We start from the raw sequence: 22,921 nt of genomic DNA on the forward strand, positions 1-22,921 counted from the left end.
GTGACAAGCGTGTGACATCGGCGGCGTGAAATGGTGGGCAGGGGCGGAATGGCGGGATTGAAGCAGGTGCAAAGGCAAACCGGCGTGGCGCTCTGGCGCCAGATCGCCGATCGGATTCGCGAGGCGATCAGCAGCGGCGCCTATGACGAAACGGGAATGGTGCCGCCGGAAACCATGCTGGCGCTGCAATTCGGCGTCAACCGGCATACGGTGCGCAGTGCGCTGGCGGCACTAGCGCAGGAGGGGATCGTCCGTGCGGTACAAGGTCGCGGCACGCTGATCGAGCGCAAGGAGCGGCTGAATTTTCCGATCACGCGGCGCACGCGCTTCACTGCCGGCATTGGCGATCAGGCGCGTGAAATGCGCGGCCTTCTGCTCGATGAGGCGAAGGAAGAAGCGAGTGCCGAGATCGCCCGCTGGCTGGGCCTGAAACCGGGAGAAGAGGTGATCCGCCTGGAAACATTGCGCCAGGCAGACAAGCGGCCGGTTTCAAGGGCGACGAGCTGGTTTCCCGCCAAGCGCTTTGCCGGTATCGGTCAGGCCTACCGGACGGAAGAATCGATCACCAAGGCTTTCGCCGAACTCGGCCTGCCAGATTACGTCCGCGCCACGACCGAAGTGACGGCCGCCCATGCGAGTGCAGCCGATATGGCCGACCTCGAACTCACCCCCGGCGCGATCCTGCTGATCGCCAAGGCGATGAATACCGACCTTGAGGGTGTGCCGGTGCAATATTCGATCAGCCGCTTCGCGGCCGACCGGGTACAGTTCACCATCGAGAACTGAGCGCCTTTCCCCGCCGAAGCGGGGAAAGATCAGCCAAGATTAATGCGCGCCCGACATGTCGCCGAGCACTTCCTTGGATGCGACGGTGGAATCCGCCTTCAGCTTGTAGACCATCGGCACGCCGGTCGCGAGGTTGAGGGCGAGCACGCCTTCTTTGCTCAGCTTGTCGAGCACCATCACCAGCGAGCGCAGCGAATTGCCGTGAGCGGCAACCAGCACCTTCTCGCCCCTGAGCACGCGCGGCAGGATCTCGGTGAGGTAGTAGGGCCAGACGCGGGCGCCGGTGTCGCGCAGGCTTTCACCGCCGGGAGGCGGCACGTCATAGGAGCGGCGCCAGATATGCACCTGTTCCTCGCCCCATTTGGCGCGTGCATCGTCCTTGTTGAGGCCGGAGAGGTCGCCGTAGTCGCGCTCGTTCAGTGCCTGGTCGCGGATCGTCAGGAGATCGGGCTGGCCGACCTTGTCGAGGATGAGCTTCAGCGTGTGCTGCGCACGAACCAGCACGGAGGTGTAGGCGACGTCGAATTTGATTCCGTATTCGGCGAGCGCCGCCCCGCCGGCATTGGCTTCCTGGACGCCGAGCTCGGTCAGATCGGGATCCTTCCAGCCGGTGAAGAGATTCTTCAGGTTCCAGTCACTCTGGCCGTGGCGAACGAGGACGAGGGTACCGCTCATGAATATGCCTCCGTAGTATCGTTATGAGGAAGAAAGCCCGAGCACGTCGAGCATGGAATAGAGACCCGGCTTCTTGTCGCGCGCCCAAAGGGCCGCCTTGATGGCGCCGCGCGCAAAGATCGAGCGGTCGGCCGCACTGTGCGACAGGGTGACGATTTCACCTTCTCCGGCGAAAAGCACGGAATGTTCGCCGATGACGGAGCCGCCGCGTAGCGTCGCAAAGCCGATAGTGCCCGCTTCGCGGGCGCCGGTATGGCCGTCGCGCACCCGGACGGATTTCGTGGCAAGATCGATGCCGCGCCCCTTTGCCGCGGCCTCGCCGAAAAGAAGGGCGGTGCCGGACGGCGCATCCACCTTGTGCTTGTGGTGCATTTCCAGGATCTCGATATCCCAGTCATCAGGATCGAGCGCACGCGCTGCCTGCTCTGCGAGCACACTGAGCAGATTGACCCCGAGGCTCATATTGCCCGACTTGACGATGCGGGCATGGCGGGCCGCTGCGGCGATCCTGGCATTGTCGTCGTCCGAACAGCCCGTCGTGCCGATGACATGGACGATGCGGGCCTGCGCGGCGAGGCCTGAGAATTCCACTGTTGCAGCAGGCGAGGTGAAGTCGAGCACGCCTTCGGCATCGAGAAAAGCGTTGAGCGGATCGTCGCCGATAACGACACCGGTCGGGCCGAGACCGGCGATCTCGCCGGCATCCTTGCCGACGAAGGGCGAGCCGGTGCGCTCGATCGCGGCATGCAGCGTGACGCCTTCGATGGAATGGATGAGCCGGATTAGCGTCTGCCCCATGCGTCCGGCTGCGCCAACCACCACCAGTTTCATCGCAGCATCGCCCATGTCAGTCTCACCAGGTCAGTTTGAATCGGAGGCCGAAGGCCTCTGCAGGTTGTTGAGGCGAGCGTAAAGACCGTCGCTGACCTTCGCAAGCGTCTCGTGATTACCTTCCTCGACGACACGACCCTGCTGCATGACGACGATCTTGTCGGCGCGCACCACGGTCGAAAGCCGGTGGGCGATGACGACGACGGTGCGTCCGCTCATCGCTTCATCGAGCGCCTTCTGCACGGCTGCCTCGGATTCGGTGTCGAGGGCGGAGGTCGCCTCGTCGAGAAGCAGGATCGGCGCATTGCGTACCAGGGCGCGCGCGATCGATAACCGCTGGCGCTGGCCGCCCGAAAGCGTCACGCCGTTTTCGCCGACCGGCGTCTCGTAACCTTGCGGCTGTGCTGAGATGAAGTCATGCGCATAGGCAAGCCGCGCCGCCTCTTCCACCTCGGCATCGGTCGCTTCCGGCCGGCCATAGCGGATATTGTCGCGGATCGTACCCTCGAACAGATAGGGCTGCTGCGAGACATAGGCGAGCTGCTGGCGCAGCGACTTCTTGGTGATGTGGGCGATATCCTGTCCGTCGATTAGGATTTCGCCCTCGCGCGGATCGTAAAAACGCGGAATGAGGCTGATGACGGTGGATTTACCGGCGCCGGAGGGCCCGACCAGCGCCGTGGTCGCGCCGCCCTCGGCGGTGAAACTGACGCCGCTGAGTACGCTCTCATTGCCGTAGGCGAAGGAAACATTGCGGAATTCGATCCTTGCCTGCGTCACCGTCAGCGGCCGGGCATCCGGCAGGTCGCGCTGGCGCGGTTCCATGTCGAGCAGTTCATAGATCATCCGCGCATTGACGACGGCGCGCTCCATCTGCACCTGCAGGCGGGCAAGCCGGCGGGCCGGGTCATAGGCAAGCAGCAGCGCCGTGACGAAGGAGAAGAAGGCGCCGGGTGGCACATTGAAGTATATCGAGCGGTAGGCGGCATAGGCAAGCACGCTGGCGACGGCAAAACCCGCGAAACTTTCCGTCAGAGGAGAGGTGCGCTCGGAAAGTCGGGCAATCCGGTTGGCCCGGCTTTCGGCGCCTTTGATGAGCTTGTTGACCTTGCGCTCCAGCTCTTCTTCCATCGTGAAGGCTTTCACGATAGCGATGCCCTGGATCGTCTCCTGCATGGCGCCGAGAACGTGGCTGTTCAGATGCACGGCCTCGCGAGTCGCCGAGCGCAGCCGCTTCGAAACATAGCGCAGCGCATAAAGCAGCGGCGGCGCCATGATGAACACGGCAAGGCTGAGCAACGGATCCTGAAGGATCATCACGGCGAGCAGCGAAACGAAAGTCAGCAGGTCGCGCACTGTCGAGGTGATCGTCAGGTTGAGCACGTCGCGAATGCCGCTGACATTCTGGCTCACCTGCGCGGCGATATGGGCAGAGCGCGCCTCGCTGAAGAAGCCGACCGAAAGCGTCATCAGATGCGCATAGAGCCGGCGCTGGTAGCGGGCGACGATATCGTTGCCGACCTTGGAAAGCGCCACCGCCTGGCCATAGCTCGCAAAACCGCGCAGCACGAAGGCGATAAAGATCGAAAGACAGATGATCCAGACGACGTCGGCGCGCCGATTGGCGAAGGCCTCGTCGATGATCGCCCGCATGATCCAGGCGGTGAACGCCGTCGAAAGCGCCACCACGATGAGGCAGGCGATCGCAAAAACATAGCCCCACAGATGATCGCGGCCGTTTTCAGCGATGATTCGCTTCAGGATGCCGGTTACGGTATCGCTGCTGACGCCCTGCGTTCTGCTTTCCGCCGCTTCCAAATAGGATTTCCTGTCTCGGACCAAGCGCCCCGCGATGACGACGCGCACTTTTGCCGGGGTCTATAAAGAGTTGGGACTGGTTTGGCTAGAGCGCCGCGCGTCCGCCAGGACGCGCCAAGAACGCTGTATTTCTTTGCGCGCCAGGCTTAACGCCGCCAGCGGCGGCCTTCCGTCGAGACGCCGAAATTCGCCGGCATGCGCGCATAGGAGGAAAGCCCGGCAAGCGCTGCCAGCGGATGTGTCACCACATAGGTCGGGATGGTCCGAAGCAGCGCCGTATGCGGCGCCTTGTCCTCGAAGGCGATGCGGAATTCCGGCTTCTTCAGCGCCGGGATGATCTTCTGCGAGATGCCGCCTGAGAGATAGACGCCGCCGCGCGCCATGAACACCATCGCCATGTCGCCCGCCACGCGGCCGAGATAGGTGGCAAACAGCGAGACGGTCTCTATGGCTGCCTTGTCGCTGCCGGCAAGCGCGTGCGAAGTGATGTCGGCGGGATCCTTCATCGTCGGCTGGATGCCGTCGACAATGCAGATGGCATGGTAGAGATTGACGAGGCCGCGCCCGCAGAGGATCTGCTCGGCCGAAACGCGGCCTTCGATCGTCTCGATATGCGGGAAGATTTGATAGTCGCGCTTGCTGCGCGGCCCGAGATCGACATGGCCGCCTTCGCCGGGAACCGGGATCCAGCTGTGCTGGGCATGCACGAGCCCGCCGACGCCGAGGCCGGTGCCCGGTCCGAGCACGACGCGGGAGGCAATCATGTCGCCGGTGGCGTCGCCGATGCGTTCGCGGTTTTCATCCGAAAGGGCGGCGATTGCCAGCGCCTGCGCCTCGAAATCGTTGACGACGAGCACATCCTCCATGCCGAGGCCCTCGATCATCGTCTTTGGCCGCACCACCCAGTCGCAATTGGTCAGCGGGATCTCGTCGTCATTGATCGGGCCGGCGACGGCGAGGATCGCCGAGCGCGGCTGCACGGCGGTCTTGTCGAGCACGCCATGCTGGATCGCTTCGTCGATCGTGGCGAAATCCGCCGTGCGCACGTTCGGGAACTGTTTCGGCTCGGCATAGGCATCGGTGAGGATGGAGAAACGGGCATTCGTGCCGCCGATATCGCCGATCAGGATCGGGAAAGGCAGCGGAGCGGTGCTGTTGTTCAGTTTTGGCATGGCCGGTTCCGTGCTGATCAGGCGTCGAGTGTGGGAAGAAGTTTTATAGCGGTCGCGTGGTTGAGCGCCATCGGAATATCATAGACGATCGCCAGCCGCATCAATGCCTTCACGTCGACATCGTGCGGCATCGGCGTCAAGGGGTCGACGAAGAAGATCAGGGCGTCGACCTCGCCGGTCGAAATCAGCGCGCCGATCTGCTGGTCGCCGCCGAGCGGCCCGCTTTTTAACCTCGTGACGTGGAGATCGGGGGCGGCGTCGAGCACGCGCCCGCCAGTGGTGCCGGTGGCGACGATCTTCCATCGGGAGAGAAAATCCCGGTTGGCGCGGGCGAAATCCGCCATGTCGTCCTTCTTCTGGTCATGCGCAATCAATGCAAGGCATCTGCCGCCGGCCATCAACCCCTCCGCCCGAGCAATTCAATCGATTTGATGGCTTCTATACCAAGAGTTTGCGATTTGAAAGACAACGCACCCCGGGCCTTGCTCATTGTATCGCCGGTTTGTCGTTCGGAACCGGGCCGACATCGGGTAAAGCGCCATCGGCGTCGGCGGCAGGCGCTGCGGCCGGAGCGGCGGTCAGCGCGCTTGCGGCGGAAGGTCCGCCATAGGTGGCGGCCTGCATCGAGGCGACGGAAGTAGCATCGAGCACGGCGCCGCAGGCCTTCGGCAGGTCGGAGACCATCATCTCGCGCGGCGGCTTCGGCGGCTTGGCGCCGGGCTTCGGCGGTTTCGGCGGTGCCCAGGGCGCCGGCGTGAACCACCAGGCGAGCGACTTGTCACAGCCGTCGCCGGCAGCGACGGCGGCCTGCGGCGTGCATCCCGCAGCACCGGGCGGGCACTTGATGCGGATGTGGAAATGCGAGTCGTGGCCGTATTCCGGCCGGAGCTTGCCGAGATTGGTGCGGTCGCCGGTCCAGGTGTCGCACATCTTCTTCTTGATCGCCGGATTGACGAAGATGCGCTCCACCTCGGGATAGCTTGCCGCCAGCATCAGCAGCCGCGCGCGCGATTGCGTCCAGACCTTGGGGTCGACAGTCAGGAACTTGTCCTTTTGCAGCATGGTGGTGAAGGGCAGATCCTCGCGCTCCTCGGCCGTCATGCGGCGCGCGGGCATCGGCGTAAACCAGACGTCGGCATCGAGGCCGATCTGGTGCGAGGCATGGCCATTGAACATCGGCCCGCCGCGCGGCTGCGCAATGTCGCCGACGAGAATGCCCGGCCAGCCGGCATATTTGACCCCGTCCTCAGAAAGACGCTCGAGCAGCGAGATCATCGCCGGATTGCCCCAGCGGCGATTGCGCGAAAGCCGCATCGCCTCCCAGGTCGGCCCGTCGGTCGGCAGCGCCACCGCACCCGTCATGCAGCCCTTCGCGTAAAAGCCGATCGGTTGCGCCGGTCCCTGCGTCGGCAGGCTGACGGCGCCGAACTGCCCCTTGGCACTGCCCGGGCTCGGCGTCTTCTGCTCCGCACCGACGTCACCGGCGGCAAGGCTTGCGCCGATTGCGCCGGCAAGCGTCAGTTTGCCGAATGTCCTGAAAGCCTGAGCGAAGCCGAAAGCCATACTGTTCCCTTGAACCGCTGCCGAAGTGATTTGCGATCGAACCTATCGTGAAAAGCGATTTTGGTGAATCGATGTTTTGGCTGGCGGTGGGAGAAGAAGGCGGTGACGGATCGCCGCAGCGGCTCAGATACTGGCGACGATCTCCGCGGTTTTCCGGATGCGCGCCAGCCGCGGCAGGATGTACCGGCAGGAAAAATCATGCATCTCAGGCGAAAAGCTGGTCATCGCATCCTCGGCGGCGATGACGGCATAGTTATGCGCGAAGGCATCGCGTATGGTCGATTCGACGCCGAAATTGGTGGCGACGCCGGCAAGGATCACCGTCCTGATACCGCGGCGGCGCAGCTGCAGATCCATCTCGGTGCCGTAAAAGGCGCTCCAGTGATGCTTGACGATATGGACATCGGCGGCAAGGGCCGCAATCTCCGGCGGCACGGCAAGAGCTGCGGCCGGCAGGCCGCCTTCCGGAAAGTGCAGCGCCTCATCGGCCGGCTGGTTGACAGCATCGGCATAGTCCGGGGAGAATCCGACGGTGACGAGGATGATCGTTCCGCCGGCCGCCTTCAGGCTGGTGGCGATTGCGGCGGTGTTTTCGACCACCTGCCGGCCGGAATGGGGCGCCAGCGCCCGGCCAAGGACGAGGCCCTGCAGATCGATGGAAATGAGTGCGGTGGTTTTGGGATCGTAAAGCGGCATGAAAGGGCTCCATAAAATATGAGGGTATCCTCACAATGAAAAATATGAGGGATGCCTCACAAAAATCAAGCCCCGAGCCGCAGACCCGTCTCCCGAAACGCCAGCGCGGCCATGAGCGCGTTGCCGTCCTGCTCGAAGCCGCGGCAAAGGTCTTCCTCGAAAAGGGCTACGATGCCGCAACGATGACCGAGATCGCCGCCGCCGCCAACTCTTCGATCGGCTCGCTCTATCAGTTCTTTCCAACGAAGCTGCTTCTCGCCGAGGCGCTGCATATTGACCGGCTGCAGCATTTCAATGCGGCACTGGCCGCGCTCGAAGACGAATCTGCGGGAAAAACTGCCGCCGAGATCGGCGATGCGGTCTTCACGAGGCTCGGACGCTTCATCGAGGAGTTCCCGGAATTTCCTGTTCTGGCGGCCAGGCGCGACATTCCCAAGGAGCGCAAGGCACGCTCCCGCGCCGAAATGCGGGCAAGCATCGTCGCCTTGCTGAGGAAGGCCAACCCTTCGGTGGAGCCCGATGTCGATCTGCTTGCGGCCCTCATATTGGAGCTTCTGCGCATCGTCGTTGCCGCGGCCTATGATCCCGACAGCGCCGGCGACCCGCGCCTTGTAACAGAGTTGCGCCGCATGTTGCGAAGGCGGCTCGAAGAGGCGACGCCTTGACACGGACCTGAGGGTCAAAATTTGGCGCGCCCGGCAAAAACCAAACTCTCTCCTGTTTTTCGCCTGTATTTTTCGTATTGTCGAACCCGTCAATAATCAGGGGAAAGCGTGAATGGCGGCTCTGTGGTCGAAGATCGGTTTGTTTCTATCGCTTGCGGGCGCTCTGGCGCCAATACCGGCAACGGGTCAGGACCAGCCCTTTCAGATCGGGAGCTCGGTCATCAGCGAGATGAAGTACAAGCCGGGCTTTGCGCATTTCGACTACGTCAATCCCGATGCACCGAAAGGCGGAGACCTGCGCCTCTCCGCAAGCGGCGCCTTCGACAGCTTCAACCCGCTGCTTGCCAAAGGTCAGACGGCAGTGGGCTTGACGCTCGTTTACGACACGCTGATGAAGCCCGCCGACGACGAGCTCCTCGTCTCCTACGGTCTGCTTGCCGAGGGACTGGCTTTTCCCGCCGACGTCTCGAGCGCGACCTTCCGCCTGCGCAAGGAAGCGAAATGGGCGGATGGTCAGCCGGTAACGCCCGAGGACGTCATCTTCAGTCTGAATAAGACGAAGGAATTAAACCCCCTCGCGGGTAACTATTACCGCCACGTGGTGAAAGCCGAAAAGACCGGCGATCGCGACGTCACCTTCACCTTCGATGAAAAGAACAACCGGGAGCTCCCGAATATTCTTGGCCAGTTGGTGGTCGTGCCGAAGCATTGGTGGGAGGGGCAGGGACCGGACGGCAAGCCACGCGATATCTCAAAGACGACCCTCGAGCCCGTGATGGGTTCGGGACCTTACAAGATTGCTTCCTTCTCGCCCGGCGCGACAATCCGCTATGAATTGCGTGACGACTATTGGGGCAAGGACCTCAATGTGAATGTCGGCCAGAACAATTTCCGCAACGTCAACTACACCTATTTCGGTGATCGGGATGTCGAGTTCGAGGCCTTTCGCGCCGGCAACAGCGACTACTGGCAGGAAACCACGGCTGCCCGTTGGGCGACGGGATATGATTTTCCCGCGGTGAAGGAAGGACGTGTCAAAAAAGAGGAGGTTGCAAACCCGCTGCGCGCCACCGGCATCATGCAGGCTCTCGTGCCCAACATGCGACGTGACCTCTTCAAGGACATCAGGGTCCGCGAGGCGCTGAACTATGGTCTGGATTTTGAGGAGCTGAACCGTACCGTTGCCTTTAATAGTTACAAACGCATCGACAGCTATTTCTGGAACACCGAACTCGCCTCCTCCGGCCTTCCGCAGGGCAGAGAGCTGGAAATTCTGCAGGGCATGAAGGATAAGGTTCCGCCCGAAGTCTTCACCACGCCCTATACCAATCCCGTCGGCGGCGATCAGCAGAAGAGCCGCGATAACCTCCGCAAGGCGATCGCGCTTTTCAAAGAAGCCGGCTGGGAGCTCAAGGGCAATCGCATGGTCAATACCAAGACCGGCCAGCCGATGAGTTTCGAGATCCTGTTGTCGAGCCCCATGTTGGAGCGCTGGGCGGTGCCTTATGCCAACAATCTTAGGAAAATCGGCATCGATGCGCGGATCCGGACAGTCGATGCGTCGCAATCTGTCAATCGTGAACGCAGCTTCGACTACGATATGATCTGGAATGTCTGGGCGGAGACCATGAATCCGGGCAACGAACAAGCCGACTATTGGGGATCTGGTTCGGTCAACCAACAGGGTTCCCGCAATTATGCCGGCATAGCCAACCAAGCCGTTGATGAGCTTATTCGCATGATTATCTTCGCGCCGAACCGCGACGAGCAGATCGCAGCAATCAAGGCCATGGATCGGGTCTTGCTTGCAAATCACTATGTCATCCCGCTGTTCTACCGCGATACTTATAACATCACCTATTGGAACACGGTCACGCATCCGGCCGAGTTTCCGGCCTACAGCCTTGGCTTCCCCGATGCTTGGTGGTCGACCTCGGCAAAATGAGCGGGCTTGCAATGCAGGGGCCCTCGGCTCCAAATGGCACGAGCGAATCACGACAAGCCGGCAGGGCCGGCAAGGGAAGGCTGGCGGATTGAGCGGCATGAGACTGGACGGCAGGCAGACAGGAAAAACATTCCCGGAGGCTGAAGGCTGATGGGCGCCTATATTCTTCGCCGCCTGCTTCTAATGATCCCGACCATTGTCGGCATCATGGCGATTTCCTTCATCGTCATCCAGTTCGCGCCCGGCGGTCCCGTCGAGCAGGTGATCGCCCAATTGACCGGTCAGGCCGATAGTGCCGACCAGCGCCTGTCCGGCGGCGGCGATCTTCTCGGCGGCACTGGCAGCGATGAAGGCTCGAAATATCGCGGTGCCCAGGGGCTTGACCCGGAACTGATTGCCAAGCTCGAAAAACAGTTCGGCTTCGACAAGCCGCCGCTGACCCGTTTTGGCGAGATGATGTGGAATTACAGCCGCTTCGATTTCGGCGAGAGCTTCTTCCGCAACACCTCCGTGCTCGAACTCATCAAGGAGAAGCTGCCGGTGTCGATCTCGCTCGGCATCTGGATCCTGATCTTCTCCTATGCCATCTCAATCCCGCTCGGCATCCGCAAGGCAGTCAAGGATGGATCGACCTTCGACGTCTGGACGTCGGGCGTCATCGTCGTCGGCTATGCCGTACCGAGCTTCCTCTTCGGCATTCTCCTGATCGTGCTTTTCGCCGGTGGTTCCTTTTACGACTGGTTTCCGCTGCGCGGCCTGGTCTCCGACAATTTCGACCAGCTTACCTGGTGGCAGAAGCCGCTCGACTATTTCTGGCACCTGACCTTGCCGCTGATCTCGCTTTCCCTGTCCGCCTTCGCGACGACGACGCTTTTGACCAAGAATTCCTTCATCGAGGAGATCAAGAAGCAATATGTCGTCACCGCCCGCGCCAAGGGTCTGAACCAGCGGCAGGTGCTCTACGGCCATGTCTTCCGCAACGCCATGCTGATCATTATTGCCGGTTTTCCGGGCGCCTTCATTTCCGCCTTCTTCACCGGCTCGCTGCTGATCGAAAACATCTTCTCGCTCGATGGCCTCGGTCGTCTCGGCTATCTCTCGGTCATTAACCGGGATTACCCGATCGTCTTCGCCACGCTCTACATCTTCTCGCTGCTCGGCCTCGTCGTCAGCCTGGTTTCCGACCTGATCTACACCTGGATCGATCCGCGCATCGATTTCGAGCGGAGGGATGTCTGATGGACGCCGCCGCAAATCCTGCCGTCGCAACACCCGTCAAGCCGCCGCGCAAGGGCCTGCTCTCGCCGACCAACATTCGCCGCTGGCAGAATTTCCGGGCGAACGGCCGCGGCTACTGGTCGCTGTGGCTGTTCATGCTGCTGTTTATCCTCAGCCTGTTTGCCGAGTTCATCGCCAACGACCGGCCGATCATCGCCTCCTACAAGGGCGAGATCCTGTTTCCGGTCCTCATCGACTATCCCGAGGAGAAGTTCGGCGGCTTCCTGGCCGAAACCGACTATCGCTCCTCGGTGATAACAGACGAGATCAATGCCAATGGCTGGATGATCTGGCCGCCGATCCGCTATTCCTATCGCTCGGTCAATTCCAATATTCCGCATTCGGCGCCCACCGCCCCCTTCTGGCTGATGACGAAGGAGGAGCGCTGCGCCGGCTACCCGCAAGGGGTGAACGATCCGGATTGCACCGCCGGCAATCTCAACTGGCTCGGCACTGACGACCAGGCGCGCGACGTGTTGGCGCGCGTCATCTACGGTTTCCGCATATCGGTGCTCTTCGGCCTGGTGCTGACCATCTGCTCGGCTGTTATAGGCGTGACGGCGGGTGCGGTGCAGGGTTATTTCGGCGGCTGGACGGACCTGCTGCTGCAGCGCTTCATCGAGATCTGGTCGTCGATGCCGGTACTCTACATCCTGCTGATCATCGCCGCACTCCTGCCGCCCGGCTTCTTCGTGCTGCTCGGCATCATGCTGCTCTTCTCCTGGGTCGGCTTCGTCGGCATCGTGCGCGCCGAATTCCTGCGCGCCCGCAATTTCGAATATGTCCGCGCCGCCCGCGCGCTCGGCGTCAACAATCGCACCATCATGTGGCGCCACCTGCTGCCGAACGCGATGGTCGCGACGCTGACCTTCCTGCCTTTCATCCTCTCCGGTTCGATCACGACGCTGACCTCGCTCGATTTCCTCGGCTTCGGCATGCCGCCGGGCTCCCCCTCGCTCGGTGAGATGATCGCCCAGGGCAAGACCAATCTGCAGGCGCCATGGCTCGGGCTGACGGCCTTCTTCGCCATGTCGATCATGCTGTCCCTGCTGATCTTCATCGGCGAAGCCGTGCGTGATGCCTTCGACCCGAGGAAGACGTTTCAATGAGTGATATGACAGAACCGCTGCTTTCCGTCCGCGATCTCTCGGTTGCCTTTCATCAGGGCGGCGAAACCTCGCGCGCCGTCGATCACATCTCCTTCGATATCGCCAAAGGCGAAGTCGTGGCGCTCGTCGGCGAATCCGGCTCCGGCAAGTCGGTCTCGGCCAACTCGATCCTTCGGCTTTTGCCTTATCCCTCGGCAAGCCATCCCTCCGGCGAAATCCTCTTCAAGGGCAAGGATCTCTTGAAGGCGTCGGAGCGGGAACTGCGCGAAGTGCGCGGCAACGACATCACCATGATCTTCCAGGAGCCGATGACTTCGCTCAATCCGCTTCATACGATCGAGAAGCAGATCGCCGAGATCCTCGCCCTCCACCAAGGCCTCACCGGTCAGTCGGCGCGCCAGCGCGTACTGGAATTGCTGAACCAGGTCGGCATCCGTGAGCCGGAGAAGCGGTTGAAGGCCTATCCGCACGAACTGTCAGGTGGCCAGCGCCAGCGCGTCATGATCGCCATGGCGCTCGCCAACCGGCCGGAATTGCTGATCGCCGACGAGCCGACCACCGCCCTCGACGTCACCGTACAGGCGCAGATCCTCGAATTGCTCCGGCAGTTAAAGGCGGTCCACGGCATGTCGATGCTGTTCATCACTCATGATCTCGGCATCGTGCGCAAATTCGCCGATCGCGTCTGCGTCATGACCAAGGGCAGGATCGTCGAAACCGGAGCCGTCGACGACGTCTTCGCCAATCCGAAGCACGACTATACCCGGCATCTCCTTGCCTCCGAACCGCGCGGCGAGCCGCCGCTGGCCGATCCGTCGAAACCGATGGTGATGGAAGGTTCGGATATCCGCGTCTGGTTCCCGATCAAGGCTGGGCTGATGCGCCGCGTCGTCGATCACGTCAAGGCGGTCGACGGCATCGATCTTTCGCTGCGCGCCGGCCAGACGCTCGGCGTCGTCGGCGAGTCCGGCTCCGGCAAGACCACGCTCGGCCTGGCGCTCACCCGGCTGATTTCCTCGCAAGGACGGATCGCCTTTGTCGGTAAGGATATAGCCGGCTATTCGTTCAGCGAGATGCGGCCGTTGCGCAATCAGCTTCAGGTCGTCTTCCAGGATCCCTATGGCTCGCTGAGCCCCCGCATGTCGGTCGGCGATATCGTCGCCGAAGGGCTGAAGGTGCATGAGCGCTCCCTGACTGCTGAAGAACGCGACCAGCGCGTCTGCTGGGCGTTGGAAGAGGTGGGTCTTGATCCGCTGACCCGCTGGCGTTATCCGCACGAATTCTCCGGCGGCCAGCGCCAGCGCATTGCCATTGCCCGCGCCATGGTGCTGAAGCCGCGCTTCGTCATGCTTGACGAGCCGACCTCCGCACTCGACATGAGCGTCCAGGCCCAGGTGGTCGATTTGCTGCGCGATCTGCAGAAGAAGCACGACCTTGCCTATCTCTTCATCAGCCACGACCTGAAAGTGGTGAAGGCGCTCGCCAACGACGTCATCGTCATGCGTTTCGGCAAGGTGGTGGAACAGGGTCCGTCAGCCGACATCTTCCGCGCGCCGAAGGACGATTACACCAGGGCGCTGATGGCCGCCGCTTTCAACATCGAGGCGGTGCCGACGCCCGCCGTGCAGCAATAAAGAAGATCATGCCCGCAAGCCCTCCCGTTCTCGTCGATATCAAGTTCAATCACGAAGGCGTCGCCCGCGTGCTGAAGACGGCCTTTGCCGACCGCGGCAGCATCAATCTCGCCGATCCGGCCAATCAGGCACGCGATCTCCGCGCGGTCGAATACGCGCTTCTCTGGAAGCCGGATGCTGACCTTTTCGCGCGGGCGCCGAACCTGAAAGTGATCTTTTCGGGTGGCGCCGGCGTTGACCATATCATCGGCATGGCCGGCCTGCCCGAGATCCCGATCGTCCGCTTCGTCGACCGCAGCTTGACGACGCGCATGAGCGAATGGGTGGTCATGCAATGCCTGATGCATCTGCGCGGGCAATACGCCCATGACAGCCACCAGCGCCAGCGTGAGTGGGCCAAGCTGATCGCGCCGGAGGCGGCGGAAGTGACGGTCGGCGTCATGGGCCTCGGCATTCTCGGGCAGGACGCGGCCGCCAAGCTGAGGGTGATGGGTTTTAACATCATCGGTTGGTCGCGCAGCCGCAAGCAGATCGATGGTATCGAAACCTTCGACGCCAGCGAATTGGACAGCTTTCTCGCAAGGACCGACATCCTCGTCGGCCTGCTGCCGCTGACGCCTGAAACAACGGGATTCTATGACGCCGGACTGTTTGCGAAGCTGCGTCGCAACGGCGCGCTTGGGCAGCCGGTTTTCATCAATGCCGGCCGCGGTAAGAGCCAGGTCGAGGCCGATATCGCCTCCGCCATTCGTGACGGTACCCTCGGCGGCGCTTCCCTCGATGTCTTCGAGGCGGAGCCGCTTGCATCAGACAACCCATTGTGGGACTTGCAGAACGTCTTCCTTACGCCGCACGACGCGGCCGTTTCCGAAGAAAACGCGCTGTTCCGGCATGTCGAGACGCAGATCGCCCGTTTCGAGCGCGGCGAGCCGCTGCAATTCGTGGTCGACCGCGCCGCCGGCTATTGAGCTTTCGGAACCTTCCAGACAGCCACCCGTTTCCTTTGCGGAAATTCTTCACAGCCGGATCGGCCGGTCAAGACAGCGGAAGGAGACGATGATGGCGCATCAGACGGAAACACGCTGGGAAAAGTCCGATGGCAAGCTTCACAAGGAAGAGATGATCCCGCCGGTGAAGGCAAGGCAGGGACGCACGGGTTATCGCATCCTGACGGTGCTGATCGTTGCGCTGGTGCTTGCCTTCGTGGTCTGGATACCGGTCGAGATTTGGGGCAAGCGCGAGGCGAACGAGGTGGCACCGCAGCAGCCCGGCCAGCAGCTTCAGTCGCAGCAGCCTGCTCCGGCCGCCGCGCCGGCGCTACAGAACGGTACTGCTGTTCCAACCGAAACGCCGAACAGCACGCCGGCCGCTCCGAATGTGGCGCCCGCAACGCCGGCCCAATAATCGTGAGCAAAACCATGTTCCCGTCCCGCCGCCACACTGCGGCGGGACGTTCATTGTTTTGTCTGGACTTTAGCCGCCGATTTTTCGATAAGAAGGCACACGAGCCGATTTCGTGCGCCGGCTGGGAACTTGGCAGTACCCGGGAATTTGGCAGCACCTGACCGGAGTGGACAGGGGCGGGAGTTTCATGGCCAGGACCGATATCGCAAGACGCGTCTACAATCACGCCTGGAAACTCGATCCGATCATTCGCAGCCTGATCGATACCGACTTCTACAAGCTTTTGATGCTGCAGATGATCTGGAAGCTCTATCCGGACGTGAACGCGTCCTTCACCCTGATTAACCGCACCAAGCGCGTGCGTCTGGCCGACGAGCTCGATGAAGGCGAATTGCGCGAGCAGCTCGATCATGCCCGCACGCTGAGGCTCTCCAAGAAGGAGATGATCTGGCTGGCGGGTAACAGCTTCTATGGTCGCGCCCAGATCTTCGAACCGGAATTCCTCGCCTGGCTTTCCAATTTCCAGCTGCCCGAATACGAGCTGTCGAAGAAGGACGGGCAATATGTGCTGGATTTCCACGGATCGTGGAAGGAAACCACCATGTGGGAAATCCCGGCCCTTGCCATCGTCAACGAGCTGCGGTCGCGCTCGGCGATGAAGGCGCTCGGCCCCTTCACCCTCGATGTGCTCTATGCCCGCGCCAAGGCGAAGATGTGGTCGAAGGTCGAGCGGCTAAAGGAATTGCCGGGCCTGCGCATCTCCGATTTCGGCACCCGCCGCCGCCACAGTTTCCTCTGGCAGCGCTGGTGCGTCGAGGCACTGAAGGAAGGCATCGGCCCGGCCTTTGCCGGTACCAGCAACGTATTGCTGGCGATGGATTCCGATCTCGAGGCCGTCGGCACCAATGCCCACGAGCTGCCGATGGTGGCCGCCGCCCTTGCCGAAACCGACGAGCAGTTGCGCAACGCGCCCTACAAGATCCTGCGCGACTGGAACAAGCTCTATGGCGGCAACCTTCTGATCGTGCTGCCGGACGCCTTCGGCACCGCCGCCTTTCTGCGCGACGCGCCGGAATGGGTCGCCGACTGGACCGGCTTCCGCCCGGACAGTGCCCCGCCGATCGAAGGCGGCGAAAAGATTATCGACTGGTGGAAGAAGATGGGCCGCGATCCGCGCCAGAAGCTGCTGATCTTCTCCGACGGTCTCGATGTCGACGCCATCATCGATACCTACCGGCATTTCGAAGGCCGCGTGCGCATGAGCTTCGGCTGGGGCACGAACCTGACGAATGATTTTTCCGGCTGCGCGCCGATCGAGATCTCCGGCCTCAACCCGATCTCCGTCGTCTGCAAGGTCAGCGACGCCAACGGCCGTCCGGCAGTGAAGCTCTCCGACAATCCGCAGAAGGCGACCGGTGAACCGGCCGAGGTCGAACGCTACCTGAAATTCTTCGGCGCCGAGGACAGGGTCGATCAGACCGTTCTGGTGTAGGTCTGGGGCAAGGCGCCGCCATCCCGGGGCATATTGATGTGCCCCGCCATCGCATCTTCGATCGACCAACCGAAGCGCCAGGCATCGAACATCGAGTACCATTCCTGGAAGTCGGTTATCGGCAGGATATCCGGCTTCGACATCGGATTGTCGGCTAGGCTGCGGCCACGGGCACGGTCCCGTGCGCCACGCTCCTGCATCTCAAGCAGATTCTCGAACATCATGACCCCCGTCTTTATCCCGATTTATGCAATCATGCTAATAAAGCGTTGTCGAGTCCGGATGCGATAATTCGAGTTTTTCACAGGATTAACCCCAATTCGCTAGCCCAGGGATGATCAGGTCGCAACCGGCCCGGGGTCATCTCAATCAGACAAGCAGAGCATGACGGCGTCCGAGAGCCACTCATGCGCTTCGTCATCACGCTCACCGAGCACCCGTGACGGGGAGGCTCGGCTTCCTGGCTGGGGTCCGCCGCCGAGCCTCCCGGCTGGCCGACCTTGAACAGGCCGCCAGCGCCGACACGTTGCCGCTTTCCGGCAGGGGCGATCCAACCGAGATGATATCGAAGGCTAACAGCCGGTTAATATCCACCGGCCTCGTCCCGATCCCGCACAATCCCGCAATGCGTGCTGTCGCTATCCGCTCGGGTTTTCAGGCTGCCAATCTGCGAAACCGGGTTCTGATCCGGTCGAGATAATAATGGCCGGGAGACGGCGCCACCGTCATCGCATGCGCTTCCGAGGAGGGAACGCCTTCGAACAGACGTTCCTCGCCATTCTTGAAACAAATCCTGAGCCGTCCGTCTTCCTGGCTGAAATAGACGGATTTGATGATCTTCGACTTTACCGAAAGTTCTTCCACCTGTTTTACCTCTGTTTTTTAGTTTGGCAGACGGTAAACCCAAACGTGCAAAGACGCGGTGAAGCCGCATGGTAAAAATTCAGGAATCTTTCGACGTTTAAAACCTCGTAGCGTCATCGGAGCGACGGGTCGAGAGCCTCGAACATACGCTTGCGAGCGGGGCATTTCGTTGCTCCGTCTCGCACACGTCCGCCGCAGCAAAGGCCTGTTTCCGCTATTTGGTCGGGAACTCGAAATAAGATCAAACCCGATCAGATTTCGCCAATCCGGCAGAGAAGGCCGTCAGCAAGGCCTTTCCTGGGATCCAGTCCTCAAGGCCGCTTTGCCCGTTGATATGGCCGAAAGGTCCGATCGCGACAAGACCGCTGCCCCACAGATCCGCTCGCGCATGGGCATGGTCGAGCGTGCCGAAGGGATCATCGGCGCTTGCGATAATCAGAGTGGGGAAGCGTATTTTTTGCGATGGCGTATTTGCGAATCCGGCCGCCTCCTCAGGAAATGAATCGGACTGCGGATCTGGAACCGCCACAAGAAATGCTCCGGCAACGGCAAGCGAAGAAACCTGCTGCCAATGAGCAACCAGCAGACAGGCAAGGCTATGGGCGACCAGCAGGGGAGGGGTCGCCGATGCGCCGACGGCGCGTTCCAGAGCTGAAATCCAGTCCGCCAGATCGGGTTTTTCCCAACTAGCCGGTTGGAAACGCCGCATGTCCGGGTTCGACCTTTCCCAGCGGGTTTGCCAATGAGTCTCGCCCGAACCGCCAATTCCCGGCAATATGATGATGTCCTTCATGTGTTTTCCTTTGATCATCCGCGCAGGTGAAAATGATGCATTTTCATTTGCTTCGGAATGAATGATCATCGGAAAACCACGTCCCTCTCCGATGATTTTAAGGTGATTCCATGGCTTTTCAGGAAAACAATCGGGTACTGCTCGATCCAACCGATATCGCCATTATCGAAGCGATGCAGGAAAATGGACGTATTGCGATTTCCGAACTCGGTCGACGGGTCGGGCTCTCTCAGCCGGCAGCATCAGAACGAGTCAAGCGGCTGGAAGACCGCGGCATCATTGTCGGTTACTCCGCCCGTATCGACCCCACCGCTTTGGGAATTGGAATGACGGCTGTGCTTCGCTTGCGCACGACGCATGAGCATATCAAGGCCTGTCTGAAACAGTTCGCGGAGATGCCGCAGGTCATGGAAGTATTGCGCCTCACTGGAGAGGACTGTTTTCTTTTGAAGGTGCTGGTTCCGTCGCCGGGAGAGTTGGAAACGATCGTTGACACGATCGCGCGATTTGGGGCCGTGACGACATCTCTGGTGTTGCGCAGCGAGAATCCGAAGCCGATTGGACGCGCCCTGCTGCAGCGCCCTTGAGAATAACAAAGCTTCCGCGTCCGGCTCAGGATGCGGTTTGAATCAATATTGAAAATGAAGGTATGGCGGACAGGGTGGGATTCGAACCCACGGTACGCTTTCACGTACACACGCGTTCCAGGCGTGCGCCTTAAACCACTCGGCCACCTGTCCTTTTTTGGCGTTCGCGCCCGGATAGGAGCAAATCGTCGGAACGGCGCGATATATACCGATGAATTTTTGCCGATCAACCGAAATCTAACAGTTTTTTGACTTCTTCCGATAAAACTCGCCTCGGCCCCTCCATTGTGCTTCACCTCATCGATGACTATGTAATTCTCGAAGGTGGAGAATGGCGCGGCCGGCCGGAATTGTCCGGCATATCGAGCGTCGGAGGAATTGATGCGTTTCCTGTTGCGTCTGGCGAGTCTTGTCGCGCTTGCGGCGGCCGTGATTGCCGGGACCATCGATTCGATCCAATCGGTTGCGGCGTCCTCCGTGGTGATGACGCCAATCTCCGATGCCTGGCAGGATGTGAGCCCGACAACCCTGACGTCGCTGCAATCCTCCCTTTCCTATTATATCCACCCGCGTTTCTACACCTTCATCTTCCAGTGGCTGATGCTCCAGCCGGCCTTTGCCGTTTTCCTGGTGATCGCGCTGCTTCTGTGGATGACCGGCTACAGGAAGCCGCCGGTGGCGGGTCGTTTCACCGCATAGCAAGGTGGTTCTGCCAACACGATCCGGCGAGAAATCCGGGTGGGCATCGCCCGCCCTTCTACTCGGTATTTGCCGCCGGATTGGCTAGAAAATCCGCATTCTGATGCAAGGAATGTCCAAAAATCAGCCCCGAAGAGCTGATTTTCGGCAATCGCTGCAAATCTTTACCAGCTGAAAAATTTCTGGTGAATTTTTCTGTGAGCCATGCAAGGATGCGCGCAGCCAGGCCTCCGGGGGGAGGTCGGTGGTTCCGCAGACATGCCCGAAAAGGGCTTGCGGGAGGACCCCTAACGAATAGCAACAACAGGGCTGCACAATGAAAAAATCCCTTCTCACTCTCTTTGCCGTGGCTGCCATGTCGACGACGGCGCTTGCCGCCGATGTCAAGCCGGCGCTGGTTTACGGCACCGGCGGGAAGTTCGATAAGTCCTTCAACGAGGCGGCCTACAACGGTGCCGAGAAGTTCAAGGCCGAGACCGGCATTGCCTATCGCGACTTCGAGCCGACGGGCGACACCCAGGGCGAACAGGCCATCCGTAACTTCGCAAGCCGCGGTTTCAATCCGGTGGTTGCCGTTTCCTTCGCCTGGACTTCGGCCATCGAGAAGGTTGCAGCCGAATTCCCGGATACCAAGTTCATCATCGTTGACTCCGTCGTCGACAAGCCGAACGTCCGCTCGGTTGTCTACAAGGAAGAAGAAGGCTCCTACCTCGTCGGCGTTCTCGCCGGCATGGCGTCGAAGTCAGGCAAGGTCGGCTTCGTCGGCGGCATGGACATTCCGCTGATCCGTAAGTTCGAATGCGGCTACGAGCAGGGCGCACGCTCCGTCAAGGCCGATATCGAAGTCTTCCAGAACATGACCGGCACGACGGGCGCTGCCTGGAACGACCCGGTCCGCGGCGGCGAGCTCACCAAGAACCAGATCGACCAGGGCGCTGACGTCGTTTATGCGGCAGCCGGTGCCACCGGTCTCGGCGTTCTGCAGACGGCCGCTGACAACAAGAAGCTGTCGATCGGCGTCGACTCCAACCAGAATTATCTGCATCCGGGCTCGGTCCTGACCTCGATGGTCAAGCGCGTCGACCTCGCCGTCTACAACGCCTACAACGACACCAAGAACGACAAGTTCACCGGCGGCGTCCAGGCGCTCGGCGTCAAGGAAGACGGTGTTGGCGCCGCGATCGATGAGCACAACAAGTCACTGATCACGCCGGAAATGCAGGCTGCCGTCGACAAGGCCAAGGCCGACATCATCGCGGGAACCATCAAGGTTCACGATTACACCTCGGACAACGCTTGCCCGAAGTGATCCGCGCCCGAATGTGATCGACGATTGAGATCGGGCGTATGGCGGAGGGGATTTTCGCCATACGCCCTTTTCTTATTTGGAGCCTGCAGTGACAGATAAGCCCGCTATCGAGCTTGTCGGCATCGACAAGAAATTCGGTGCCGTCCACGCCAACAAGGACATCAACCTTACCGTTGCCAGGGGGACGATCCACGGCATCATCGGCGAAAACGGCGCCGGCAAATCGACCTTGATGTCGATCATCTATGGTTTTTACCATGCCGACAGCGGCGAGATCCGCGTCAACGGCAATCCCGTCACCATCCGCGACAGCCAGGCGGCGATCGCCACCGGCATCGGCATGGTGCACCAGCATTTCATGCTGGTCGATAATTTCACGGTGCTCGAAAACATCATGCTTGGCGCCGAAGGCGGCATGTTGCTTGCGAGGGGCGTCACCTCGGCCCGTGCCGAGCTCAAGCGGCTGGAAACGGAATATGGCCTGGAGGTCGATCCCGACGCGCTGATCGAGGAGCTGCCGGTCGGCCTGCAGCAGCGTGTGGAGATCCTGAAAGCCATGTATCGCGGCGCCGAGATCCTGATCCTCGACGAGCCCACAGGCGTTTTGACTCCGGCGGAAGCCGATCACCTTTTCCGCATTCTCAAGGTGCTGCGCGACCAGGGCAAGACGATCATCCTCATCACCCACAAGCTGCGCGAGATCATGGCGATCACCGATACCGTCTCGGTCATGCGCCGCGGAGAAATGGTCGCGACCCGCAAGACGTCGGAGACGACGGTGGAGGAACTCGCCGAACTGATGGTCGGCCGCCGCGTGCTGCTGCGCGTGCAGAAGGGCGAGGCGAATCCCGGATCCGCCGTGCTGTCCGTCCGCAACCTCACGGTCAAGGACAATCGCGGCGTCACCATGGTCGACAATGTCTCCTTCGACGTGCGCGCCGGTGAGATCGTCGGCATCGCCGGTGTCGCCGGCAATGGCCAGTCCGAATTGCTGGAGGCGATTGCCGGCATCCGCAAGCCGACTTCCGGTGAAATCCTGCTCGACGGCCAGACGATCGACAAGGCCGATCCCGCCCGCCTGCGTGATCTCGGCCTCGCTCATATTCCAGAGGACCGCCACCATATGGGCCTGGTGCTGAAATTCGAGGAATATGAAAATTCCGTGCTCGGTTACCATCGCCGCCCGGCCTACAGCAAAGGCCCGCTGCTCGATCTCGAAGCGATCCGCAAGGATGCGATGGAGAAGATCGAGAAATACGACATCCGCCCGCCGAACCCGCGGCTGAAGACGGCGAATTTCTCCGGCGGCAACCAGCAGAAGATCGTCGTCGCCCGCGAGATCGAACGCGATCCGAAGATGCTGATCATCGGCCAGCCGACACGCGGCGTCGATATCGGCGCCATCGAATTCATCCACCGCCGGATCATCGAGATGCGCGACGCAGGCAAGGCGATCCTGCTCGTCTCCGTCGAACTCGATGAGATCCGCTCCCTTTCAGACCGTATCCTTGTCATGTTTGCCGGCCATGTCGTCGGCGAGAAGACGCCCGATGCCGGTGAACAGACCCTCGGCCTGATGATGGCCGGCATTGCCGCATGAG

At 61.1% G+C, this 22,921-nt stretch carries 23 protein-coding genes and 1 tRNA gene; 13 read left to right on the top strand and 11 right to left on the bottom strand.

Annotated elements, in window-relative coordinates:
• The first annotated feature begins 48 nt into the window (after positions 1-48).
• Positions 49-786, top strand: coding sequence for a phosphonate metabolism transcriptional regulator PhnF (phnF, locus tag J3P73_RS01135; protein WP_024323193.1), 738 nt, complete (start codon positions 49-51; stop codon positions 784-786).
• Between the two features lie 39 nt (positions 787-825).
• On the opposite strand, the gene J3P73_RS01140 is transcribed toward phnF, so the two are convergent.
• The 7 genes from J3P73_RS01140 to J3P73_RS01170 form a co-directional block, all read right to left on the bottom strand.
• On the bottom strand, positions 826-1,461 hold the full coding sequence (locus J3P73_RS01140; RefSeq protein ID WP_024323194.1) for a 2,3-bisphosphoglycerate-dependent phosphoglycerate mutase: 636 nt from the start codon (positions 1,459-1,461) through the stop codon (positions 826-828).
• A 21-nt stretch (positions 1,462-1,482) separates the two neighbouring features.
• Entirely contained in the window at positions 1,483-2,307 is an 825-nt protein-coding gene (gene dapB / locus J3P73_RS01145) for a 4-hydroxy-tetrahydrodipicolinate reductase (RefSeq protein ID WP_024323195.1), read from the bottom strand.
• A 15-nt stretch (positions 2,308-2,322) separates the two neighbouring features.
• Positions 2,323-4,110, bottom strand: coding sequence for an ABC transporter ATP-binding protein (locus tag J3P73_RS01150; RefSeq protein WP_018482161.1), 1,788 nt, complete (start codon positions 4,108-4,110; stop codon positions 2,323-2,325).
• A 146-nt stretch (positions 4,111-4,256) separates the two neighbouring features.
• Positions 4,257-5,282 (bottom strand): glucokinase, encoded by a 1,026-nt coding sequence (locus tag J3P73_RS01155; RefSeq protein ID WP_018482160.1) that lies wholly within the window; start codon positions 5,280-5,282, stop codon positions 4,257-4,259.
• 17 nt (positions 5,283-5,299) lie between these two features.
• A complete protein-coding gene (locus tag J3P73_RS01160; protein WP_130772091.1) occupies positions 5,300-5,680 on the bottom strand; it encodes a methylglyoxal synthase in 381 nt (126 codons plus the stop codon).
• 88 nt (positions 5,681-5,768) lie between these two features.
• A complete protein-coding gene (gene mepA, locus J3P73_RS01165) occupies positions 5,769-6,845 on the bottom strand; it encodes a penicillin-insensitive murein endopeptidase (protein ID WP_018070347.1) in 1,077 nt (358 codons plus the stop codon).
• Positions 6,846-6,968: 123 nt separating this feature from the next.
• Positions 6,969-7,541 (bottom strand): hydrolase, encoded by a 573-nt coding sequence (locus J3P73_RS01170; RefSeq protein ID WP_024323196.1) that lies wholly within the window; start codon positions 7,539-7,541, stop codon positions 6,969-6,971.
• A 35-nt stretch (positions 7,542-7,576) separates the two neighbouring features.
• Here J3P73_RS01170 and J3P73_RS01175 point away from each other — a divergent pair, with 35 nt between their 5' ends.
• The 8 genes from J3P73_RS01175 to pncB all read left to right on the top strand — a co-directional run bounded on the left by J3P73_RS01175 (position 7,577) and on the right by pncB (position 17,068).
• Positions 7,577-8,206 (top strand): TetR/AcrR family transcriptional regulator, encoded by a 630-nt coding sequence (locus J3P73_RS01175; RefSeq protein ID WP_018070345.1) that lies wholly within the window; start codon positions 7,577-7,579, stop codon positions 8,204-8,206.
• Positions 8,207-8,318: 112 nt separating this feature from the next.
• Complete coding sequence (locus J3P73_RS01180; protein WP_130774116.1) at positions 8,319-10,151, top strand: extracellular solute-binding protein; 1,833 nt, start codon at positions 8,319-8,321, stop codon at positions 10,149-10,151.
• A 150-nt stretch (positions 10,152-10,301) separates the two neighbouring features.
• A complete protein-coding gene (locus tag J3P73_RS01185) occupies positions 10,302-11,390 on the top strand; it encodes a microcin C ABC transporter permease YejB (protein ID WP_024323199.1) in 1,089 nt (362 codons plus the stop codon).
• Positions 11,390-12,538, top strand: coding sequence for an ABC transporter permease (locus J3P73_RS01190; protein WP_024323200.1), 1,149 nt, complete (start codon positions 11,390-11,392; stop codon positions 12,536-12,538). Before J3P73_RS01185 ends, J3P73_RS01190 begins: the two co-directional genes overlap by 1 nt.
• Positions 12,535-14,172: an ABC transporter ATP-binding protein gene (locus J3P73_RS01195; protein ID WP_024323201.1), complete on the top strand. Its 1,638-nt coding sequence runs from the start codon at positions 12,535-12,537 to the stop codon at positions 14,170-14,172. Before J3P73_RS01190 ends, J3P73_RS01195 begins: the two co-directional genes overlap by 4 nt.
• A gap of 8 nt (positions 14,173-14,180) precedes the next feature.
• A complete protein-coding gene (locus tag J3P73_RS01200; RefSeq protein ID WP_024323202.1) occupies positions 14,181-15,140 on the top strand; it encodes a 2-hydroxyacid dehydrogenase in 960 nt (319 codons plus the stop codon).
• An 88-nt stretch (positions 15,141-15,228) separates the two neighbouring features.
• A complete protein-coding gene (locus J3P73_RS01205; RefSeq protein ID WP_018070339.1) occupies positions 15,229-15,576 on the top strand; it encodes a hypothetical protein in 348 nt (115 codons plus the stop codon).
• A 187-nt stretch (positions 15,577-15,763) separates the two neighbouring features.
• Positions 15,764-17,068: a nicotinate phosphoribosyltransferase gene (gene pncB, locus J3P73_RS01210; protein ID WP_024323203.1), complete on the top strand. Its 1,305-nt coding sequence runs from the start codon at positions 15,764-15,766 to the stop codon at positions 17,066-17,068.
• On the opposite strand, the gene J3P73_RS01215 is transcribed toward pncB, so the two are convergent.
• From J3P73_RS01215 to J3P73_RS01225, 3 genes are all read right to left on the bottom strand, one after another.
• Positions 17,050-17,289: a CrpP-related protein gene (locus J3P73_RS01215; protein ID WP_024323204.1), complete on the bottom strand. Its 240-nt coding sequence runs from the start codon at positions 17,287-17,289 to the stop codon at positions 17,050-17,052. The two genes, pncB and J3P73_RS01215, sit on opposite strands and share 19 nt — an antisense overlap.
• Positions 17,290-17,722: 433 nt before the next feature.
• The gene (locus J3P73_RS01220; RefSeq protein ID WP_003555857.1) at positions 17,723-17,932 is read right to left on the bottom strand and encodes a KTSC domain-containing protein; all 210 of its coding nucleotides are present in this window, start codon (positions 17,930-17,932) and stop codon (positions 17,723-17,725) included.
• Positions 17,933-18,173: 241 nt separating this feature from the next.
• Complete coding sequence (locus J3P73_RS01225) at positions 18,174-18,794, bottom strand: RBBP9/YdeN family alpha/beta hydrolase (protein WP_075225227.1); 621 nt, start codon at positions 18,792-18,794, stop codon at positions 18,174-18,176.
• A gap of 41 nt (positions 18,795-18,835) precedes the next feature.
• Between J3P73_RS01225 and J3P73_RS01230 the strand changes: the two genes are divergently transcribed.
• Positions 18,836-19,312, top strand: coding sequence for an Lrp/AsnC family transcriptional regulator (locus J3P73_RS01230; RefSeq protein WP_018447980.1), 477 nt, complete (start codon positions 18,836-18,838; stop codon positions 19,310-19,312).
• Between the two features lie 63 nt (positions 19,313-19,375).
• Here J3P73_RS01230 and J3P73_RS01235 read toward each other — a convergent pair.
• Positions 19,376-19,465: transfer RNA gene (locus J3P73_RS01235), tRNA-Ser, on the bottom strand.
• A gap of 228 nt (positions 19,466-19,693) precedes the next feature.
• Between J3P73_RS01235 and J3P73_RS01240 the strand changes: the two genes are divergently transcribed.
• From J3P73_RS01240 to J3P73_RS01250, 3 genes are all read left to right on the top strand, one after another.
• Complete coding sequence (locus J3P73_RS01240) at positions 19,694-20,011, top strand: hypothetical protein (protein ID WP_130772093.1); 318 nt, start codon at positions 19,694-19,696, stop codon at positions 20,009-20,011.
• 316 nt (positions 20,012-20,327) lie between these two features.
• Positions 20,328-21,320 carry a BMP family lipoprotein gene (locus J3P73_RS01245; RefSeq protein ID WP_018070332.1) on the top strand — a complete coding sequence of 331 codons (993 nt, stop codon included), beginning with the start codon at positions 20,328-20,330 and terminating at the stop codon, positions 21,318-21,320.
• Between the two features lie 88 nt (positions 21,321-21,408).
• On the top strand, positions 21,409-22,920 hold the full coding sequence (locus J3P73_RS01250) for an ABC transporter ATP-binding protein (protein ID WP_130676049.1): 1,512 nt from the start codon (positions 21,409-21,411) through the stop codon (positions 22,918-22,920).
• The last annotated feature ends 1 nt before the right edge of the window (position 22,921 follow it).

The sequence above is a fragment of the Rhizobium ruizarguesonis genome, from assembly GCF_017357285.1.
GTDB lineage: Bacteria > Pseudomonadota > Alphaproteobacteria > Rhizobiales > Rhizobiaceae > Rhizobium > Rhizobium ruizarguesonis.

What these genes read in the sequence shown, in the direction of transcription:
- phnF (WP_024323193.1), top strand. Translation starts at nt 49, where the DNA reads ATGGCGGGATTGAAGCAGGTGCAAAGGCAAACCGGCGTGGCGCTCTGG.
- J3P73_RS01140 (WP_024323194.1), bottom strand. Translation starts at nt 1,461, where the DNA reads ATGAGCGGTACCCTCGTCCTCGTTCGCCACGGCCAGAGTGACTGGAAC.
- dapB (WP_024323195.1), bottom strand. Translation starts at nt 2,307, where the DNA reads ATGGGCGATGCTGCGATGAAACTGGTGGTGGTTGGCGCAGCCGGACGC.
- J3P73_RS01155 (WP_018482160.1), bottom strand. Translation starts at nt 5,282, where the DNA reads ATGCCAAAACTGAACAACAGCACCGCTCCGCTGCCTTTCCCGATCCTG.
- J3P73_RS01160 (WP_130772091.1), bottom strand. Translation starts at nt 5,680, where the DNA reads ATGGCCGGCGGCAGATGCCTTGCATTGATTGCGCATGACCAGAAGAAG.
- mepA (WP_018070347.1), bottom strand. Translation starts at nt 6,845, where the DNA reads ATGGCTTTCGGCTTCGCTCAGGCTTTCAGGACATTCGGCAAACTGACG.
- J3P73_RS01170 (WP_024323196.1), bottom strand. Translation starts at nt 7,541, where the DNA reads ATGCCGCTTTACGATCCCAAAACCACCGCACTCATTTCCATCGATCTG.
- J3P73_RS01175 (WP_018070345.1), top strand. Translation starts at nt 7,577, where the DNA reads ATGAAAAATATGAGGGATGCCTCACAAAAATCAAGCCCCGAGCCGCAG.
- J3P73_RS01180 (WP_130774116.1), top strand. Translation starts at nt 8,319, where the DNA reads ATGGCGGCTCTGTGGTCGAAGATCGGTTTGTTTCTATCGCTTGCGGGC.
- J3P73_RS01185 (WP_024323199.1), top strand. Translation starts at nt 10,302, where the DNA reads ATGGGCGCCTATATTCTTCGCCGCCTGCTTCTAATGATCCCGACCATT.
- J3P73_RS01190 (WP_024323200.1), top strand. Translation starts at nt 11,390, where the DNA reads ATGGACGCCGCCGCAAATCCTGCCGTCGCAACACCCGTCAAGCCGCCG.
- J3P73_RS01195 (WP_024323201.1), top strand. Translation starts at nt 12,535, where the DNA reads ATGAGTGATATGACAGAACCGCTGCTTTCCGTCCGCGATCTCTCGGTT.
- J3P73_RS01200 (WP_024323202.1), top strand. Translation starts at nt 14,181, where the DNA reads ATGCCCGCAAGCCCTCCCGTTCTCGTCGATATCAAGTTCAATCACGAA.
- J3P73_RS01205 (WP_018070339.1), top strand. Translation starts at nt 15,229, where the DNA reads ATGATGGCGCATCAGACGGAAACACGCTGGGAAAAGTCCGATGGCAAG.
- pncB (WP_024323203.1), top strand. Translation starts at nt 15,764, where the DNA reads ATGGCCAGGACCGATATCGCAAGACGCGTCTACAATCACGCCTGGAAA.
- J3P73_RS01215 (WP_024323204.1), bottom strand. Translation starts at nt 17,289, where the DNA reads ATGTTCGAGAATCTGCTTGAGATGCAGGAGCGTGGCGCACGGGACCGT.
- J3P73_RS01225 (WP_075225227.1), bottom strand. Translation starts at nt 18,794, where the DNA reads ATGATCATTCATTCCGAAGCAAATGAAAATGCATCATTTTCACCTGCG.
- J3P73_RS01230 (WP_018447980.1), top strand. Translation starts at nt 18,836, where the DNA reads ATGGCTTTTCAGGAAAACAATCGGGTACTGCTCGATCCAACCGATATC.
- J3P73_RS01240 (WP_130772093.1), top strand. Translation starts at nt 19,694, where the DNA reads ATGCGTTTCCTGTTGCGTCTGGCGAGTCTTGTCGCGCTTGCGGCGGCC.
- J3P73_RS01245 (WP_018070332.1), top strand. Translation starts at nt 20,328, where the DNA reads ATGAAAAAATCCCTTCTCACTCTCTTTGCCGTGGCTGCCATGTCGACG.